The 16738-nt window shown below is 72.1% G+C and carries 16 protein-coding genes; 12 read left to right on the top strand and 4 right to left on the bottom strand.

Features of this window, described 5'->3' with window-relative positions:
* Positions 1-53: 53 nt before the first annotated feature.
* A complete protein-coding gene (locus RDV89_RS04010; RefSeq protein ID WP_315731486.1) occupies positions 54-1568 on the bottom strand; it encodes a class I adenylate-forming enzyme family protein in 1515 nt (504 codons plus the stop codon).
* Between RDV89_RS04010 and RDV89_RS04005 the strand changes: the two genes are divergently transcribed.
* Positions 1503-3533, top strand: a complete 2031-nt coding sequence (locus tag RDV89_RS04005; RefSeq protein WP_498072243.1) for an AAA-type ATPase lid domain-containing protein — start codon at positions 1503-1505, stop codon at positions 3531-3533. The genes RDV89_RS04010 and RDV89_RS04005 overlap by 66 nt on opposite strands.
* Before the next feature lie 47 nt (positions 3534-3580).
* Here RDV89_RS04005 and RDV89_RS04000 read toward each other — a convergent pair whose 3' ends face one another.
* Positions 3581-4759, bottom strand: coding sequence for an acyl-CoA dehydrogenase family protein (locus RDV89_RS04000; protein ID WP_315731481.1), 1179 nt, complete (start codon positions 4757-4759; stop codon positions 3581-3583).
* A gap of 24 nt (positions 4760-4783) precedes the next feature.
* Entirely contained in the window at positions 4784-5575 is a 792-nt protein-coding gene (locus tag RDV89_RS03995) for an enoyl-CoA hydratase/isomerase family protein (RefSeq protein WP_315731479.1), read from the bottom strand.
* A gap of 262 nt (positions 5576-5837) precedes the next feature.
* Between RDV89_RS03995 and RDV89_RS03990 the strand changes: the two genes are divergently transcribed.
* The 6 genes from RDV89_RS03990 (at position 5838) to RDV89_RS03965 (ending at position 11193) form a co-directional block, all read left to right on the top strand.
* On the top strand, positions 5838-6566 hold the full coding sequence (locus RDV89_RS03990) for an SDR family NAD(P)-dependent oxidoreductase (protein ID WP_315731477.1): 729 nt from the start codon (positions 5838-5840) through the stop codon (positions 6564-6566).
* A 139-nt stretch (positions 6567-6705) separates the two neighbouring features.
* On the top strand, positions 6706-7914 hold the full coding sequence (locus RDV89_RS03985) for an ABC transporter substrate-binding protein (protein WP_315731475.1): 1209 nt from the start codon (positions 6706-6708) through the stop codon (positions 7912-7914).
* Between the two features lie 7 nt (positions 7915-7921).
* A complete protein-coding gene (locus RDV89_RS03980; RefSeq protein ID WP_315731473.1) occupies positions 7922-8815 on the top strand; it encodes a branched-chain amino acid ABC transporter permease in 894 nt (297 codons plus the stop codon).
* The gene (locus tag RDV89_RS03975) at positions 8812-9741 is read left to right on the top strand and encodes a branched-chain amino acid ABC transporter permease (protein WP_315731472.1); all 930 of its coding nucleotides are present in this window, start codon (positions 8812-8814) and stop codon (positions 9739-9741) included. Before RDV89_RS03980 ends, RDV89_RS03975 begins: the two co-directional genes overlap by 4 nt.
* Positions 9738-10478, top strand: coding sequence for an ABC transporter ATP-binding protein (locus tag RDV89_RS03970; protein WP_315731470.1), 741 nt, complete (start codon positions 9738-9740; stop codon positions 10476-10478). The genes RDV89_RS03975 and RDV89_RS03970 overlap by 4 nt, the downstream gene beginning before the upstream one ends.
* Positions 10465-11193 carry an ABC transporter ATP-binding protein gene (locus tag RDV89_RS03965; protein WP_315731468.1) on the top strand — a complete coding sequence of 243 codons (729 nt, stop codon included), beginning with the start codon at positions 10465-10467 and terminating at the stop codon, positions 11191-11193. Before RDV89_RS03970 ends, RDV89_RS03965 begins: the two co-directional genes overlap by 14 nt.
* A 53-nt stretch (positions 11194-11246) precedes the next feature.
* Here the strand turns inward: RDV89_RS03965 and RDV89_RS03960 are convergent, their stop codons facing one another.
* Complete coding sequence (locus RDV89_RS03960) at positions 11247-12278, bottom strand: alcohol dehydrogenase catalytic domain-containing protein (protein ID WP_315731466.1); 1032 nt, start codon at positions 12276-12278, stop codon at positions 11247-11249.
* A gap of 174 nt (positions 12279-12452) precedes the next feature.
* Between RDV89_RS03960 and RDV89_RS03955 the strand changes: the two genes are divergently transcribed.
* The 5 genes from RDV89_RS03955 to RDV89_RS03935 all read left to right on the top strand — a co-directional run bounded on the left by RDV89_RS03955 (position 12453) and on the right by RDV89_RS03935 (position 16694).
* Positions 12453-13217, top strand: a complete 765-nt coding sequence (locus RDV89_RS03955) for an SDR family NAD(P)-dependent oxidoreductase (protein WP_315731464.1) — start codon at positions 12453-12455, stop codon at positions 13215-13217.
* Complete coding sequence (locus RDV89_RS03950) at positions 13214-13951, top strand: SDR family NAD(P)-dependent oxidoreductase (protein WP_315731462.1); 738 nt, start codon at positions 13214-13216, stop codon at positions 13949-13951. The genes RDV89_RS03955 and RDV89_RS03950 overlap by 4 nt, the downstream gene beginning before the upstream one ends.
* Positions 13952-14006: 55 nt before the next feature.
* On the top strand, positions 14007-15188 hold the full coding sequence (locus RDV89_RS03945) for a thiolase family protein (protein WP_315731460.1): 1182 nt from the start codon (positions 14007-14009) through the stop codon (positions 15186-15188).
* A gap of 7 nt (positions 15189-15195) precedes the next feature.
* Complete coding sequence (locus RDV89_RS03940; RefSeq protein ID WP_315731458.1) at positions 15196-15933, top strand: SDR family oxidoreductase; 738 nt, start codon at positions 15196-15198, stop codon at positions 15931-15933.
* A gap of 80 nt (positions 15934-16013) precedes the next feature.
* Positions 16014-16694 (top strand): TetR/AcrR family transcriptional regulator, encoded by a 681-nt coding sequence (locus tag RDV89_RS03935; protein ID WP_315731456.1) that lies wholly within the window; start codon positions 16014-16016, stop codon positions 16692-16694.
* Positions 16695-16738: the final 44 nt, after the last annotated feature.

The raw sequence follows: 16738 nt of genomic DNA, 5'->3' as shown, positions 1-16738 counted from the left end.
CGAGCAAATCTAGGCGGCCCGATACGGCGTGGGCTCCATGGTGGGTCAGCGCTTCAGACGAACGACCGCTTCAGCGTCGGGCGATCGACCTTGTTCGTCGCGGTCCGTGGGATGACGTCCACGATCTCGATGCGACGAGGCCGCTGCAGGCCGCGCAGGTTGGGCTCGTTGTCGCAGTAAGCGGCGATGTCTTCCGCGGTGACGTCGGGCGACGTCGGCACGATGATCGCCGTGACCTGTTGGGAGAACCGCTCGTGCCGGGTGCCGATGACGGCGACCTCGGCGACGAGCGGGCAGGCGGCGAGGTGTCCCTCGACCATCTGGGGATACACGTTCTCCCCACCGCTGATGATCATGTCGTCGGCTCGATCGACGTAGTAGAGGTAGCCGTCGTCGTCCGCGCGGACGAGGTCGCTGGTGCGGAACCAGCCGTCGACGAACTTGGCGGCGTTGGTGTCGGGAAGCTGCCAGTAGCCGGGCGTGACCGCGTCGCCGCGCACCCACAGCTCGCCGACCTCGCCCACGGCGGCGTCGCGATATCCCTGCGGCGTGTCGACCGCGATCCGGGTGGCGACGATCTGTGCGAGTGGCCGGCCGAGCGAGCCCTCGCGTCGGTCTTCGTCGATCGGCTCCGAGATGGAGAGGCCCATCTGCTCGGTCTGTCCGTAGATGTTGACGGCCACGACGTCGGTCAGCTCGGTGAGCTGCTGGAGGCGGGTGCGAGGGAGAGCGGAGCCTCCGATGGCGCAGACCCGGATCGACGGAAGCGGGCGCGGTGTCGACCCCAGGTGGTTCACGATGTCGATCATCATGGCGGGCACCAGAGCGACGACCGTGGGCTCCAAGGTCACGGCGTCGTCGAGCCACTCGGCGACCTTCCAGCGACGCAAGGTGACCGTTCCGCCGGCCACGAGGAGCGGAAGGGTGACGAGCTGGAGCCCGCCGACGTGGAAGAGCGGCGTGCAGACCAGGGCGTGGTCCTCCTCCGAGATGCTCCACCAGTCGTTCGTTGCCTCGCAGACCGCCGCGATGTTGCGGTGGGTCTGCCGCACGCCCTTCGGGTTCCCGGTGGACCCGCTCGTGTACATCAGCACCGCGTCGTCGCCGTCGAAGCGCGGCTCGACGGTGTGGTCGGCGGGCCCCGAAAGCGCCTCGGACCACTCCGTCGTGCCGGGAGCGTGACCCACGGTGACGATCTCGGCCAGCACCTCGAGACCTTCGAGTGCCTCGTGGAGACGGTCCGCGTCGACCGCCGGCGCGACGACGAGGCGCACGTCCGCGTCGAGGGTCGCGTGGCGCAGGGCGCTGGGGTGGAACAGGTAGTTGTACGGCACGAGACACGCGCCCGCCTGCCACGTCCCGAGCATCGCGACCACCCACTCGGGCTGGTTGTGCATGAGCACGCCGACGCGATCACCGGGCCGGACGCCCCGGCCGCGCAGGTACGCCGCGAAACGGCTCGCGGCGTCGACGAGTTCGGCGTACGTGAGCGACGAGTCGCCGTGACGCAGCGCGACGGCGTCCGGGCGGCGACGCGCGGCCCGGTGGATGACGGAGGCGATGTTCACGGAGGCTCCTCGGGTGGACGGTGCCGTGGTGACGGCGGTGCGAACCCCAGGAGGCTAGTGCCGTGGATCACGCACCGACTGTCGCAGATCGGGACGCAGGCGAGCGCGGACGAAGGGGTCGCCACGACGGCCGGACTCTGCCAGAATCGATTCCTGACACCCTGTCAAGTCAAGCGGGAGGACGACGCCGTGCCCACTGCACACGACATCCGGTCAGACTCGGTCCAGCGGCATCTGGCGACGGTCGTGGGACGACGCGGCGAGGGCGATCCGCCCTCGCCGGAGTTGAGTGCGTCGTGGGGGAGGAGTGCGCGAGCCGGGGTCGACCCGGCCCGTGGGGCAGGGACGCGGGCTTGCTCGGCCCGCCCGGTGTCCGCGGTGGTCGATGTCGCGGGGAGCCTCGCCGCCAGCCGCGCCAATGACCTCGACCGGCTGGACGCCGTCCTGGTGCTGACCGATGCCGCCGGTGTCGTCGTCGGCGAGTGGGGCATGGGGCGCGAGGTCCGACCGATTCTGGATCGGGCCGGCGTCAGGATGGGACACGACGTCAGCGAGGCCGTCCTCGGGACGAGCAGCGTGTCGACCTTGGTGACGCGCCTCCCGGTGCAGGTGGATGGCTCTGCGCATTACTCGCGTCTCCTGGAGGGAGTGTCGAGTGCGGGGACGACGATCGTCCAGGCCGCGACCCGTCGGGTCCTCGGCAGCCTGCACCTGATGGTCGCCTCCTCCGCGGCTTCTCCGCTCGCACTGCTGTGGGTGCGGGAGCTTGCGGGTCTCGTCGAGCGCGAGATCCGCGACCGCTCCGGTGCGGCGGAGCAGCTCCTGATGGAGCGGTTCCTCGCCGCAGACCGCGGCAGCCGTCGCGCGGTGGTCGCGGTCGACGAGCGGACGATCATCACGAACGCCAGTGCGGCGCGCATCGTGGGGGTGGAGGAGCAGACGGTTCTGTGGGAGCGCGCCCGGGCTGTGCTGGCGGGTGAAGCTCCCGCCGACGCGCGTCTCGAGGTCGGGGCGGTCGGCACGCTGCGCGTGCAATGCGAGCCGGTGCTGGTCGAGCAACGGCCGGTGGGTGTGGTGATGCGGTTGCGCCGGATCGATGCCGGTCGTACGGGCCTCGGCGACCGGGGCATGGCCGACGAGCTCACCGGGTTGGTCGGCGATGGCGCCGCGTGGCGGGCGTTGCGGCACCGGTTGGCGGCTGCGCGACCGGCCTCGACCCTGGTGGTCGGTGAACGAGGCGTCGGCGTGGCTGCTGTCGCGCGGTCCCATGCCGGTCCGGGGGCTGTCGTCCTCGATGCGGCGGACGCGGTCACGGGCGATGCGCTCGCGTGGATGAACGAGCTCGCGGTGGCGACGTCGGGTGAAGCGGGACGAGTGGTCCTCGTGCTCAACATCGACCGGCTACCGACCGAGCACGAGGAGAAGGCCGCGGCGATGCTGACCCGCTCTGCGGCAACGGTGCGCACGGTGGCGACGGCCGGGTGGGTGGACGGAGCCGTCGGTGGCCTGGGGGCGGGAGGCGTGCTCCCGGTGACGGTGAGGGTGCCGAGCCTGCGTGAGCGGCCCGAGGACATCCCGGACCTGGTGCGACAGTTCACCGCGTCGTACGTCGCGCGCCATCGGCACCTGGACGGGATCCAGTGGATGACCGACGCCCTGCAGGCACTGTCCCGGCTGGACTGGCCCGAGAACGTGCGGGAGCTGCGCGACGTCGTCCACGTGGTGCTGTCCCGGGCAGGCAGCCGGTACGTCACGGTGCGCGATCTCCCGGCGGAGGTGCTTGCCGGCACGGCCCGGCGCTCGCTCGCGGGTCTGGAACGCGCTGAGGTGGGAGCGATCCTCCGCGCGCTGGAGGAAGCGCGGGGGAACAAGCACCAGGCGGCCTGCGCGCTGGGGATCGCCCGGTCGACCCTGTACCGCAAGATGCGCGCTCTCGGTCTCGACCTGGAAGCCACGTCCTTCTGAAGGACCTGGGTGCTCCCGCCGTGACGGCGGGAGCACCCAGTGGGACGTCAGCTGCGGGGCAGCCCGAGCACGCGTTCGGCGATGTAGCTCAACACCGACTCGTTGTTGATCGGAGCGATCTGCAGGATGCGGATCATCGGCCACAGCGTGACGACGTCGGACTCGTAGACGAACGCCGATCCGCCGTGCGTCTGGATCGATGCCTCGACGGCGGCGAGCGCCGCTCGGCTGCCGAGCAGCTTCGCCACGTTGGCCTGGTCGCCGGCGTCGTGCCCGGAGTCGTAGCCCGCTGCCGCGCCGTACATGACCGTGCGAGCCGCCTCCATCTCCGCCTTCGCGAGCGCGAGCGGGTGCTGGACGGCCTGGTTGGCGCCGATGGGCCGTCCGAAGGGGGCACGCACCGTCGCGTGCTCGACAGCCTTCTCGAGCGCGTAATTCCCCAGCCCGAGCGCCCACGCGGCGATCGTGATGCGCTCCTGGTTCAAGCAGGCCAGGAGGTAGTCGAAGCCGAGCCCGTCCTCACCGATGAGAGCGTCGCGTGGCACCACGACATCGTCGAAGAACACCTCGTACTGGTTCTCCGGTGCGTACCACTCGATGTCGAGCCGGTTCAGCGTGATCCCGGGCGTCGCGAGATCGACCATGAACAGACCGAAGCCGCTGCGTCGGGACAGTGTCTCTCCGGCGGGCGCCGTGCGGGTGAGCAGCAGGATGTGGTCGGCCTGATCGGCTCCCGAGATGAACACCTTCTGGCCGTTGATCCGGTAGCCATCGCCGTCGGGGCGGGCCGAGGTGCGGATCGCGAACGAGTTGGTGCCGGCCTCGGGTTCCGTGACGCCGAAGCAGATCTTGCGCTCACCGGTCATCGTCGGCACCACGTGCTGGGCCACCTGCTCGGGGGTCCCGTAGCGGAGGATGGCCTCGCGGGAGAAGGACGTCAGCGAGTAGAGGAGCGGCGGGAGCCCGACGCGGGCGAGGGCTTCCATGACTGCCGTGCTGCCGGTGAGGCCGCCTCCCGCGCCGCCGTGCTCCTCGGGCACGCCGATGGAGAGGAGACCGGCGTCCACGAGGGCCTGCCAGAGCTCCGCCGCGTCGGCCTGCTCGCGAGCGCGTTGCAGGAACAGCGAGCGGGGAAAGGCAGCGGCCACGCCCTCGACGGCCTGGACGATGGACTCGACGAGGTCGAGGCTGGGTGCGTGGACGGTGGGCGGGAGCTGCTCGGGCACGGTGGGTTCCTGTCGTTCGGGTCGTCAGCGGTTGCGGTAGTGCGGGGCTCGGCGTTCGGTGAACGCGGCCGGGCCCTCGCGGGCGTCGTCGGTGGCGAGCACGCGGCGGTTGAGGTCGGTCTCGAGGGCGAACCGTGCTTCGTTGCTCCACGCCCGGACGGCGATCTCCTTGGCCGTTCGCACGGCGACGGGGGCGTTGCGCGCCACCTGCCGCGCGACCTCCCAGGCCCGCTCCACGACCTTCTCCGGTTCGACGAGCTCGCCGACTAGGCCGATGCGGTGCGCGTGGGACGCGTCGATGGACTCACCGGTCAGGAGCATCTGCATGGCGGGGGCCCAGCCGACCTGCTGGAACAGGCGCACATGGGAGCCGCCCCCCGGGACGAGGCCCCAGCGCACCTCCGGTAGGCCGAAGGTGGCGGTGGTCGACGCGATCCGGATGTCGGTGCCGAGGAGGATCTCGAGGCCGCCGGCGACGCAGATCCCCTCGACGGCGGCGATCACGGGCACGTACAGGTCGGAGAAGAAGCGGCGGGTGGGGTCGGGGATGAGCACCTCGAGCTCGCCCGCCGTCAGCCGGGGGATCAGCTCCCCGAGGTCGCCACCCGCCGAGAACGCCCGCCCGCCCGCACCGCGGAGGACGACGGCGCGCACGTCGTCGTCACGGCGCACCGCGTCCACGGCCGCGGCGAGCTCGCCGATCATCGTCACGGTGAGCGCGTTGTGGGCCGACGGTCGGTCCAGCACGATCTCCGCGATGCCGTCGACGACCTCGAGGGTGACGCGACCTCCGGGCCGCGGTGGCTGGTGCTCCATCTCATGCCTCCCTCCGGGCGGAATCACGGATCCGCCACATCGTGCGGCGACGGTAGGGAGCGGCCCGGAGTGCGCGGTGTTGCAAGGCGGGACGGGCGTGGCGTGGGACGACTGTGTCGAAGCGCTACAACCTCGCCCGGCCGCAGGCTGATCCGATCGCATCGGTCCGCGCGCTCGCGCGGGTGCGGAGGAGAGGACCCACATGGACGCGACAACCGACCGCAAAGCGACCGGCGGGACACCCGGAGGTGTGCCGGACGGGTTGGCCGGGCGAGTCGCGATGGTGACCGGCGGTGCGTCCGGGATCGGCGCGAGCGTCGTGCGACTTCTCGCCGCAGCTGGCGCGACGGTCGTCGTCGCCGACCGTGACGCGGCAGCCGCTGACCGGGTGGCCACCGCCGTGGCGGGCCACGCCGCTGCGCTCGACGTCACGGACGAGGCCACGGTGAACGCTGTCGTCGCTGAGGTCCTGCGGGAGCACGGACGGCTCGACGTCGCCGTCAACAGCGCGGGCGTGGGGGTGCCGGACAAGGCGCCGATCGGCGACATGACCCGCGTCCAGTGGGATCGGGTGCTCGACGTCAACCTCACAGGTGTCTTCCACTGCCTGCGGGCACAGCTGCCGGCGATGGCCCAGGGCGGCGGTGGCGCGGTCGTGAACCTGACGTCCGTGATGGGCGAGGTCGGTATCGGAGCGAGTGCGGCGTACGTCGCGTCGAAGCACGCCGTCGTCGGTCTCACCAAGGTGGCAGCGATCGACTACGCGGACGCCGGGATCCGCGTCAACGCCGTCGGCCCCGGCTTCGTCGACACCCCCTTGTTGAGCCACTCCGACGAACGGACGCGGGCGCGGATGGCCGAGCGGCACGTCCTGGGCCGACTCGCCGCCGCGGACGAGATCGCGTCCGTCGTGGGCTTTCTCGTCTCGCCGGCAGCGTCGTTCGTGACCGGAGCGCACTACCTGGTCGACGGCGGCTACACCGTCGTGTGATCGCTCGGACTCCCGGCGACAACTGACCTGTTATCGGACACCGGCCGTCGGTCGCGTTCCTCGACTCTGTCCGCACGCACCTGACGTGGGGTGCGTCACAAACCGCCGCGCTTCGCGGCGTCCGAGCAAGGAGCACTCGATGAACCGACCCCTGGGCACGGCCGCACCGCTGGCGGCGCTCGTCCTCGCCGGCAGCCTGCTGGCGGGCTGCGCCGGTGGCAGCAACTCCGACGAGGCGGCCGGCGACGTCGTCCGGATCACCTACATCGCCGACCTCACCGGCCCCGGTGCCTTCTACGGCGAGGACTGGGCGGCGGGCGCCGAGTACGCGGTCGACGAGATCAACGACGCGGGTGGCATCGGTGGTCGCACCCTCGAGATCGACGTCGTGGACTCGGCCTCGGACCAGGCGGCTGCGGTCGGAGCGATGAACAGCGCGGCACGCTCGGACTCGTCCGTCGTGATGTACGCGCTCCTCAGCCAGAACGCCCTCGCGATGGCACCGGTCGCGCAGCGCGAGGAGGTCCCGTTCATCGTCGGGCAGTCCAGCGTGGACGGGGTCACCGACGTCGGCGACTTCGTCTACCGCACGAGCACCTCGGAGGGGGACTACTACGGCGCGATGCTCCGCAACCTGCAGGAGCAGGGGGTCGAGTCGACGGCCATCCTGTACGCCGGCGACAACCCGACCGCCGTGACCAACGCGACGGAGCGCATCCCGGCCATCGCCGAGGAGCTGGGCATCGAGGTGACCGACACGATCGAGGTCCGCACGGCGGACACCGACTACTCGCAGCCGGCATCCCGGATCGTGGAGGGATCGCCCGACGCCGTCGCCAACCTGACGTTCGGCCCCGCGGTGACGACCTCGATCCAGGCGCTGCGTTCCGCCGGTTACGACGGCCCTCTGTACGGCACCAGCGCACTCGGATCGGGGGCTCTCACCCCCGCGGGCGACGCGGCCGTGGACACCTACTACCCGTCGGCGTTCATCCCTGCCGCCGACCTGCCGTGGGCCAGCGGAGTCGCCTTCCTCGAGGAGTACGAGGCCGCCACCGGCGACCAGCCCTCGTTCTCGACGGCCGGCGGCCACGACCAGGTGGCGTTCCTGGCCGCAGCGCTCGAGTCCATCGGCGAGGGCGAGGTGACCCGCAACTCCCTCAAGGACGCCCTGGCCGTCGTCGCCGCCGACGGCTTCGTCGGCGCAACGGGAGATCCGATCCGGTTCGGTGAGGACCGCATCGCCGACACCCCGGGTGTGCTGGTGCGGTGGGACGGCACCACGGAGACCGTCGCGCCGGGCCAGCAGGGCCCCCTGCTCGACGGCTACACCGGCAACGACGGCTGACGGACCGATGCTGCAGCAGCTCGTCAACGCAGGAGCCCTCGGCTCCATCTACACGTTGTTCGCCCTCGGCCTCACGCTCTCGTGGGGCATCGTGAACATCCTCAACCTCGCCCACGGCGCCATCTTCACCGCCGGGACCGTGGTCGCGTACCTCCTGACCCGAGACCTCGACGGACTCCCGTTGCCGGTGGTGGTGCTCGCGGCCGCTGCCGTCTGCGCCCTGATCTCGATGCTGATCGAGGCGCTCGTGTTCGAGCAGATCCGGAAGCGTTCCCGCAACGAGCTCGACACGGAGATGCGCACCCTGATCGCCAGCGTCGCGGCCGCCGCGATGCTCGTGACCGTCGCCGCGGTGGTCAGCCACCACCAGCCCTACGCCCTCCCGGGGTCCCTGATGGAGCGGGTCACCTGGGAGGTGGGACCGGTGCGTATCACCAACGTCCAGGTCGTCGTCCTGGTCTCGGCCCTGGTCCTGGCGGCCGCGCTCACCCTGTTCGTGCAGCGCTCGAAGTACGGCCGCGCTCTCCGCGCGATCGCCTTCGACCGCACGGCGGCCGGCCTGAGCGGGGTCTCCGCACGGTCGCTGCAGCTGGCGGCGATGGGACTGAGCGGAGCCCTGGCGGGCACGGCGGGCGTCCTGCTCGCCGTCTACCTCGGCGCCGCCGATGCCCACATGGGAGACGCCTACCTGCTCAAGGCCTTCGCCATCATCATCCTGGCCGGGGTCGGCAGCCTTGGGGGCACCGTCGCGTTCGCCTACGTCCTCGCCGTGGTCGAGACGCTGGTGGGCTACTGGGCCGGCGCCGACCTCCGCGACGCCGTCGCGTTCGGTCTCATCATCGTCGTGCTCCTGGTGCGTCCTCAGGGCTTCACCGCACGCGGGGGGTGGCAGCGCGCATGAACCTCGAGATCTGGTTCGGTACGAACGAGGGGTACATCCAGGCCGCCCTCGTCACCACTCTGCTGGCCGCCAGCGTGCAGGTCGCGCTGCGCTCCGGTGTGCTCTCGTTCGCGGGCATCGGCTTCTACGGCGTCGGTGCGTATGGCGCGGGCTACCTCCAGGTGACCCGCGGCTGGTCGTTCGCGATGGCTGCGCTCACCGTGGTCGCGCTCACGCTGGTCCTGGCCGCCCTGCTGGCCCTCCTGCTCGCCCGCCTGCGTGCGCTGTACCTCGCGATGGCCACGATCGCGTTCGTGCTGCTCGTGCAGATCGCCGCCCTCTCCTGGGACGGGGTCACAGGCGGCGCGATCGGCCTGTTCGGCATCCCGCCGATGCTGGGCACGGGTGGCGTCGCCATCGTGGTGGTCGCGGCCCTGGTGCTCAGCGCCCTGACCCAGCGCAGCGGAGCCGGCCGCCGCCAGCGACTGCTGCGCGAGGACGAGGTGCTCGCAGGGGCACTCGGCATCGACGTACGTCGCCACCACCGCATCGCCTTCGTGCACAGTGCGCTGCTCGGCGCGCTCGCCGGCATCTGCCAGGCGGACCTGCTGACCGTCTTCACCCCCGAGAACCTCGGGTTCGGCGTGATCGTGTCCGCGCTGACCGCTCTCGTGGTCGGGGGGACCTGGCACTGGGCGGGCCCGTTCCTTGGCGCCTGCATCTTCGCCTGGATGCCGGTGTGGCTGGCGTTCGCAGGGGAGTGGCGAGCCCTGGCCGAGGGCGGCCTCACGATCGTCGTGCTCATCTTCCTGCCCGCCGGCCTCGCCGGTGTCGTGCAGCTGGCCGCGCGTCGTGCGCGGCGGATGCGCCGTCCGGAGGACCGGTCGGCGTTCACGTCCGACGGCGCGGCGAACATCCCGTCCGATTCCCTGGAGGTCTCCCGATGACCGCGATCCTGGCCCTCGAGGAGGTGAAGGTGCACTTCGGCGGTGTCAAGGCGGTCGACGGTGTCAGCCTCTCCCTCCGGCAGGGCGCCCTGCACGCGCTGGTCGGGCCCAACGGCTCCGGCAAGACGACGGCCGTGAACCTGATGTCCCGCCTCGTCGACCCCACGGCAGGACGCGTGCTGTTCGACGGGACGGACGTCACCCGGGTGCCCCGGCACCGGCTCTACCGGCGTGGTCTCGCGCGGACCTTCCAGGGCATCCGGTTGCTCGACGACCTCACGGTGCGCGAGAACGTGCTCGCCGGCCTGGATGCGCTCGACCTCCCCGACGCCAGGAAGGCGTCGCAACGGCGTGACCGCGCCGACGCCGCCCTCGCGCGGATGGAGATCCTCGACACGGCCGGGCTCGAACCGTCGGCACTGCCTTACGGCGTGCAGCGCCGCGTCGAGATCGCTCGTGCGTTGGCCGGCGATCCGCGGGTGCTCCTCCTCGACGAGCCGGTGGCCGGCATGAGTGCCGGGGAACGGCGCGACATCGCGGAGGTTCTCCACCGGCTCAAGGGGGACGGTCTCACCATGCTGCTCATCGAGCACGACCTCCAGTTCGTCCTCGGGCTGGCCGACCACCTCTCCGTCCTCAACTTCGGCACCCTGCTCGCGTCGGGCGAGCCGCAGACGACGGCGGCTCTCCCCGCGGTCCGCGAGGCGTTCCTGGGAGGCGAGCATGTCGCTGCTTGAGATCCGCTCGCTCACCGTGGCCTACGGCAAGGTCGTCGCCGTGCGCGACGTCGACCTGACGCTCGAGGAGGGCACGGTCGGTGTCGTCGTCGGCGTCAACGGCGCAGGCAAGAGCTCGCTGATGAATGCGGTCAGCGGGCTCGCGCCGGTGACCAGCGGCAGCATCCACCTGCGCGGCCAGTCCATCACGCGCCGTGCCAGTCACCGCATCGCCCGCGCCGGCGTCGTGCAGGTTCCCGAGGGGCGGCGCATCTTCTCGCCCCTGAGCGTCGAGGACAACCTCCTGGTGGGTGGTCACGCCGTCCCTGCCGCCCGGCGCCACGACCTGCTCGATCGGGTTTACACGCTGTTCCCGGTGCTCCAGGAGCGGCGCCGCTCGACGGCCGGCCTGCTCAGCGGTGGCCAGCAGCAGATGGTCGCGTTCGGGAGGGCGCTGATGGCGGACCCCACGGTCCTGCTGCTCGACGAGCCCTCGATGGGGCTGGCGCCCGTCATGGTCGACGTCGTGGTCGAGGCTGTCCGCAGCATCGCAGCGGACGGACTGTCGGTGCTCATGGTCGAGCAGAACGCCCACGCGGCGTTCAGCGTCGCCGACACCGCCCACGTCCTGGAGAACGGGGTCGTGGTGGCGTCGGGACCGGCCGCGCAGATCCGGGAGGATCCTCGCGTCGTGCGGGCGTTCCTGGGGATCGACGTCGACGCCGCGGCGGGCTGAGTACGGCCGGGGGCGCCGCCGCTCGGCACGAGCGGCGGCGCCCCGTTCCGTGCTCACGGCACCGCGACGACCCGCCCGAGCACCTCGCCGGCGGCGAGGCGGCCGTAGGCGCCGACGACGTCCTCCAACCCGACCGTCTCGGTGTGCACGCGGACGCGCCCCGCGCGGGCGAGCGCGACCACCTCGTGCAGCTCGTCGAGCCCGCCCCAGAACGAGAACCGGGCACCCACGTCGAACGCCGTCGTGCGGTAGCCGATCGGGACCGCACCCGGGCCCGCGCCGACGACCCGGACCTCGCCACCGGACGCCGCGGTGCGTGCTGCCAGCGTCGTCGTCGCGGCGCTGCCCACCAGGTCGAGCACGAGCGCGGCGCCCCCGGGGAGCAGCGTGGCGAGCTCGGCGTCCGCGTCGTCCGCGAGGACCGCGACGTCCGCACCGCACTCGGTCGCGAGCGCCAGGCGGCGCTCGTCGCGGTCGACCGCCACGACGCGCACGGGGGAAAGGGCCTTCAGCAGCTGCACGGCGACATGACCCAGTCCGCCGATGCCGATCACCAGCGCGGTGGAGCCCGGGGTGAGCACGGGGGCGGCGGAGCGGATCGCGCTGTACGGCGTGAGCGCAGCGTCCGCCAGGCCGGCGGCGGCGACCGGGTCGAGGTCGCCGAGGGGGACGAGGTGACGCGCGTGGTCCACGAGCTGCAGGTCGGCCAGTGCCCCGGGCCCCCCGAGTCCGGGCATCCGCACCCCGGCGCGCTCGCGTCCCGCGCAACCGTTCTCACGCCCCCGGGCGCATGCGGCGCAGCGCCCGCACCCCCAGGGCCCGTAGACGACGACGCGTTCGCCGAGCTCCACGCCACGAACCCCGGCGCCGAGGGCCACGACCTCACCGGCGCTCTCGTGCCCGAGCGTGAGAGGGAGCGGACCGTAGGGGAACGCGTCGGCCGAGCGGCTCATCACCCCCAGGTCGGAGTGGCAGAGTCCCGCCGCCCGCACGGCGAGCAGCACCTGTCCCGGGCCGGGCTCCGGATCCGACACCTCCACCAGCTCGGGACCGGCGCCGATGGTCCGGTACTGCACTGCGCGCATCGTCTCTTCCTCCCTGCTCCTCGGACACCGGCTCCGGTGCCCTCCGACAGCCTGCTGGCGGCGCGCGCCGGCCCGATGTCGTGAATCGCGACAGCCGAACGGCCCGGCCACTGCCTACCGTCCGAACTCGACCGACGCCACGGGGTGTCGGCGACCGAGGACGGAGGCGATGTCGTGGACGCGACAGGTGGCGTGGCGCTGGTGACCGGGGGTGCATCGGGGCTGGGGCTGGCGACGGCGCGAGCGCTCGTCGCGAAGGGCGCGCACGCCGTGCTGCTCGACCTGCCGGGCTCTCCGGGTGAGCAGGTCGCCGCCGCGTCCGAGGAGCGGATGACCTTCGTCGCCGGTGACGTGCGTGACGCCGAGTCGGTGGGCCGGGCGGTGGACGTGGCCGTCGCCCGCGGCCCGCTCCGCGTCGTGGTCAACTGCGCCGGTGTCGGCGATCCCGCCCGCACCGTCTCGCGCGGCGTCCCGCTCGAGCTGGAGCGGTTCCGCCGCGTCGTGGAGATCAACCTCGTCGGCTCGTTCAACGTGATCCGCCTGGCGGCGGCCGCGATGGTCGAGCACACCCCGGTGACCGACGGGGAGCGCGGCGTCATCGTCAACACGGCATCGGTCGCGGCGTACGACGGTCAGATCGGCCAGGCGTCGTACTCCGCGTCGAAGGGCGGGATCGTGGGGATGACGCTCCCGGTCGCCCGCGACCTCGCCGCCTCGGCGATCCGTGTCATGACGATCGCTCCAGGCATGTTCGCGACGCCGATCCTGGAGGGCCTGAGCGACGAGGCGCGTGCGTCGCTCGCCGCGCAGGTCCCGCACCCCGCGCGGCTGGGAGACCCGGCGGAGTACGCCGCCCTGGTCGCGCACATCGTCGAGAACGCCATGTTGAACGGCGAGGTAGTGCGTCTCGACGGTGCGATCCGGATGGCGCCGCGATGAGCGCGCGCACCGCGCTGGTCACGGGCGCCTCCCGCGGGATCGGGGAGCTGGTGGCGCGCCGGCTCGCCGCCGAGGGCTTCGACCTCACCATCAGTGCCCGGAGCACCGCCCCGCTCGACGAGCTCGCCGCCGCTCTCACCGCCGAGCACGGCGTCCGCGTCGCGGTCGCCGGTGCCGACATGTCGCTCGAGGAGGACGTGCGCCGGCTCGCGGACGTCCACCGCGACATCCACGGGGGGCTGGACCTCCTCGTGCTCAACGCGGGCATGGGTGCCATCGGCGCCTTCGCGGACTATCCGGTCCGTCGCCTCGACAAGATGCTGGCGATCAACCTGCGGTCCGCGTACGTGCTGACCCAGGAGCTCCTGCCCCTGCTCCGCGTCGCGGGCCGCGATCGGCCTCACGGCGGCCGCGTCATCGCGGTCGCCTCGACGACCGGCATCGTGGGCGAGCCGCTGAACTCCGCGTACGGCGCGACCAAGGCGGCGCTCATCTCCTGGTGCGAGACGTTCTCCACCGAGGAGTCGACGGGCGGTGTGTCGGCCACGGCGCTCTGTCCCGGCTACGTGGCGACCGCCATGACCGAGGGGCTCGCCGAGACCGTCCCGCAGGACCAGATGCTGCCGCCCGAGGACGTCGCGGAGGCGCTGGTCGGGCTGACCCGGCTCACGCGCCGCACCGTCGTGCCCCAGCTCGTGCTGACCCGCCCCGGGCCCCACCTCTGGCGCGCCTGACCCCGTTACCTCCCGACCGGACTCCCGTCGGACAACCGCAGGAAAGAGGACCATCATGACCAGTGCCGTCATCGTCGATGCCGTGCGCACCGCATCCGGGAAGGGCAAGCCCGGTGGGGCGCTCTCCGGCCTCCACCCCGTCGACCTCCTCCAGCAGACGCTGCGGGCGCTGCTCGACCGCAACGACGTCGACCCCGTCCTGATCGACGACGTCATCGCGGGCTGCGTCTCGCAGACGGGCGAGCAGGCTCTCAACATCGCGCGGACCGCGGCCCTCGCGGCCGGACTGCCCGAGAGCGTGCCGGGCACCAGCGTCGACCGCCAGTGCGGGTCGAGCCAGCAGGCCGCTCACTTCGCCGCTCAGGGTGTCATCGCCGGGGCGTACGACATCGTCGTCGCGTGCGGCGTCGAGTCGATGAGCCGCATCCCGATGGGAGCCAGCTCGCAGGGGCAGGACCCCAACGGCGCGCCTCTCGCCGCCCGCTACCCCGAGGGCCTCATCGGCCAGGGCGTCTCCGCCGAGCTGATCGCCGCTCGCTGGAAGCTGTCGCGGTCGCAGCTCGACGAGTTCTCGGCCCGGTCCCACCAGTTGGCGGCGGACGCGACCGGGCGGGGGCACTTCGACCGGGAGAAGGTGGCCGTGACCCTCGCCGACGGGTCGCAGCACACGGTCGACGAGACCCTCCGTGCCAGCACCACGGCCGAGGGCCTCGGCGGCCTCCGCACGTCGTTCCAGTCCGCCGAGCTCTCCGCCCGCTTCCCCGAGATCGACTGGAGCATCACGGCCGGCAACTCCTCGCCCCTCACCGACGGCGCCACCGCGGTCCTCATCATGAGCGAGGAGAAGGCCCAGGAGCTGGGACTGCGACCGCGGGCCCGGTTCCACACCTTCGCCGTCACCGGTAGCGACCCCCTCCTGATGCTCACCGGCGTCATCCCGGCGACGGAGAAGGCGCTGCGCCGGTCGGGCCTCTCGATCAGCGACATCGACACGTTCGAGGTCAACGAGGCCTTCGCGCCGGTCCCGCTGAGCTGGCTGGCCGAGACGGGAGCCGACCCCGAGCGCCTCAACCCGGCCGGCGGCGCCATCGCGCTCGGCCACGCGCTCGGCGCCTCCGGCACCCGCCTCCTGACCACCATGCTCACCAACCTGGAGGCCAGCGGCGGTCGCTACGGTCTCCAGACGATGTGCGAGGGCGGCGGCATGGCCAACGCCACGATCATCGAGCGGCTGTGAGGCGCGGATGAGCATCAGCTTCGACTTCACCGGCCGCACGGCCGTCGTGACCGGCGGCGCCCAGGGCATCGGCCACGCGATCGCCGGCATGTTCCACGCCGCCGGGGCCAAGGTCGCCATCCTCGACCGGGACCCGGAGGCCCTCGCCGCAGGATGGGCCGCCGACGACCGGATCAGCACCCATGCCGTCGACGTCACGGACACCGCGGCGGTCGCCGCCACCATCGCCGACGTCCACGCGTGGGCGGGTGGCATCGACATCGCCGTCAACAACGCCGGCATCACTCGCGACACCGTGGTCTGGAAGATGACGGACGACCAGTGGCGTGCCGTGCTCGACGTCCACCTCGGGGGGACCTTCGCGGTGACCCGGGCCGTCGTTCCCCTCATGCGGGCCGCCGGGTACGGCCGGATCGTCAATGTGACGTCCTACACCGGCCTGCACGGCACGATCGGCCAGTCGAACTACGCCGCTGCGAAGGGCGGGATCGTCGCGTTCACGAAGACCGTGGCGAAGGAGACCGCCCGGTTCGGCATCACCGTCAACGCGATCTCGCCGAACGCCGCGACCGCGATGGTGCAGGCGGTCGGCCCCGAGCGACTGGCCGAGATGACGGCCTCCGTACCGGCGGGCCGGTTCGCGGAGCCGGAGGAGATGGCGACGGCGGTCGGCTACCTGGCGGCGGAGCAGAGCGCTTACGTGACCGGCGTGGTGCTGCCGGTCGACGGCGGGCTGGCGATGTGACCGGCGGGGCCGTCACCACGCCGACCGCCGGCCCGGGCACGGCGAGCCGCAGCCGTGCAGGGATAGGATCACGCGTCGTGGTGACGGTCCCCTCTCCGCCGGCTCGGTCTCGGCTCGAGGCGGAGGCGCGCCGCGAGCAGATCCTGCTCGCAGCCCAGCGGCTGTTCGCGGAGCGGCCGTTCGAGTCGGTCTCGACGAAGGACATCGCCGTGGCGTCGGGGACCACGCGGACGAACATCTACCACCACTTCCCGACGAAGCGGGACCTGTTCCTCGAGGTGATCGAGAGGTTCGGGCGCGGCCCTGCGGACGGCACCGGGGCGGACGGCGCCGGGCAGCCCGACGACGGGGTCCTGCTCGGCGACGGCCAGGCCACGCCCGTCGCCGGACCCGGTCCGGACGGATCGGTCGAGGAGCACGTCGCGACGGTCCTGGGCCGGTGGCTGGATCTCGTCGACCACAACCGGCAGATGTTCATCACGATGCTCCACGCCTCGTCGAGCACCGACCCGCAGGTCAGCGGCGTGCTCGTCGCGAGCATGCAGGCCTGGGAGTCCCGCCTGGCCCGGATCGTCGGCCTCGACCCGGACGACCCCGCCCATCACGCCATGGTGCGGGCCTACCAGTCCTCGGTGTCCGCCGCCACCGCGGCGTGGCTCGACGACGGCGAGCTCGACAAGGAGCAGGTGCGACGCTTCCTGACGGAGGGCCTGCTGGCGGTCGCCCGGGCTGCAGGCGTGTCCGGCTCCCCTCTGCGCTGAGGCCGACGTGTCGCGAAGTGGCACATCGTCTGTGACGGGGCTCA

Origin of the sequence: Nocardioides imazamoxiresistens, assembly GCF_032378595.1 — a bacterium.
Taxonomy (GTDB): Bacteria; Actinomycetota; Actinomycetes; order Propionibacteriales; family Nocardioidaceae; genus Nocardioides; species Nocardioides imazamoxiresistens.
Note: the sequence above shows the minus strand (reverse complement) of the source record. Positions and strands in the feature narration are given on the sequence as shown.